At 54.9% G+C, this 1,426-nt stretch carries 2 protein-coding genes (1 of these 2 cut by a window edge); one reads left to right on the top strand and one right to left on the bottom strand.

What is annotated here, in order from left to right; translation table 11 throughout:
* Positions 1–107 carry the 5' end (the start) of a nucleoside triphosphatase NudI gene (nudI, locus tag VZP09_RS13425; protein WP_328795211.1) on the bottom strand. The gene continues 316 nt to the left of window position 1, outside the view, so the window shows 107 of its 423 coding nt (coding positions 1–107); its start codon is at positions 105–107; its stop codon lies beyond the left edge, outside the window.
* Between the two features lie 137 nt (positions 108–244).
* Here nudI and VZP09_RS13420 point away from each other — a divergent pair, with 137 nt between their 5' ends.
* On the top strand, positions 245–1,198 hold the full coding sequence (locus tag VZP09_RS13420; RefSeq protein WP_004175025.1) for an Rpn family recombination-promoting nuclease/putative transposase: 954 nt from the start codon (positions 245–247) through the stop codon (positions 1,196–1,198).
* Positions 1,199–1,426 lie beyond the last annotated feature (228 nt).

Genomic DNA, 1,426 nt, shown 5'->3' with positions numbered 1-1,426 from the left:
GATAAGGCCCATTGCCCGGGAAAAACCCCGCGGTCGGCGGCCATTTTGCAAAGCAGATAATGGCCTTCATTCTCGATCAGCGGGCAAACAATCGTCCTGTGGCGCATGGGTTTTCTCCTGCAGAGGGATGGGGCGGTATGCTGGTGAAATAGTTTGCGAGCCGCCTCGGTAAACTGCAAGCGAAATACAGTTCAGGTCTTGTTGAGTGCTACGTTAAGCGAAAATGATTGTATGGAGCACCGCCATGGAAAGGGCGACGAATTCCCCCCACGATGCTGTATTTAAACACCTGCTGTCGCATCGGGCGACGGCCAGGGATTTTCTGGACATTCACCTTCCCGCACCGCTGCGCGCGTTATGTAACCTGAACACGCTGCGGCTGGAGTCCGGGAGCTTTATCGACGACGAACTGCGGGCGAGTCATTCCGATATCCTTTACTCGCTGCAAACGCAGGCGGGGGAGGGCTATATCTATCTGTTGATAGAGCACCAAAGCTCGGCGGACCGCCATATGGCATTTCGCCTGATGCGCTATGCGATAGCCGCGATGCAGCGTCATCTGGATAAAGGGCATACGCAGCTGCCGCTGGTGATCCCGCTGCTGTTTTATCATGGTCGCGTTTCTCCCTGGCCTTACCCGATGTGCTGGCTGGCAGGCTTTGCCGATCCGGACATCGCGCGGCGGATCTATGGTGAAGATTTTCCCTTAATTGATATCACTAGCACCCCGGACGATGAAATCATGCGCCACCGGCGCGTGGCGATGCTGGAGCTGCTGCAGAAGCATATTCGCCAGCGGGATTTGATGGACCTGCATGAGCAGCTGGTCAGGCTCCTGGCGCTGGGATACACTAGCCGCAGGCAGCTTAAGACGCTGTTGCACTATTTATTACAGGCAGGAAACGCCGCCGATCCGGTTGCTTTTTTGCGCCATCTTGCGCAAAACGTCCCCCGGCGGCCGCATAAGGAGACGCTAATGAATATTGCCCAGTTTCTGGAACAACGCGGCCATCAGCAAGGATTAAAGCAAGGTCTTGAACAAGGTCTACAGCAAGGTATCGAACAAGGTATCGAGCAAGGTGAGCAGCAGACCGCGGAGCGTATCGCCCGGGCGATGCTTGCTAACGGACTCGACCTGTCGCTGGTGGCGAAACTGACCGGCCTCGCCCCGGAATGTCTGGCCCGGCTGCAGCATTAATTATTCCCTTATCCACCCGCGCCGCGCCGATCGTGCGGCGCCAGCTCTCTGTTTTCGTCAATGTGTCAGCGTTAATCATAATAAACATGAATATTACTGGCGTTGAATAGGCTGTTCGTGGTTCTGGCAACGCTCGATGCCGTAAAAATACGCAACTGGTTACACTCTTGTGAAAATTCATTTCGCCAGGTCATTGATTCCTGATGGGTGCGCAGTAGAATTTTCAGG

This window comes from Klebsiella sp. EMBS2024 (assembly GCF_036233805.1).
GTDB classification, from domain to species: domain Bacteria; phylum Pseudomonadota; class Gammaproteobacteria; order Enterobacterales; family Enterobacteriaceae; genus Klebsiella; species Klebsiella pneumoniae.
The sequence above is the reverse complement of the archived record's forward strand: the minus strand, read 5'-3'. Positions and strand labels throughout refer to the sequence as shown.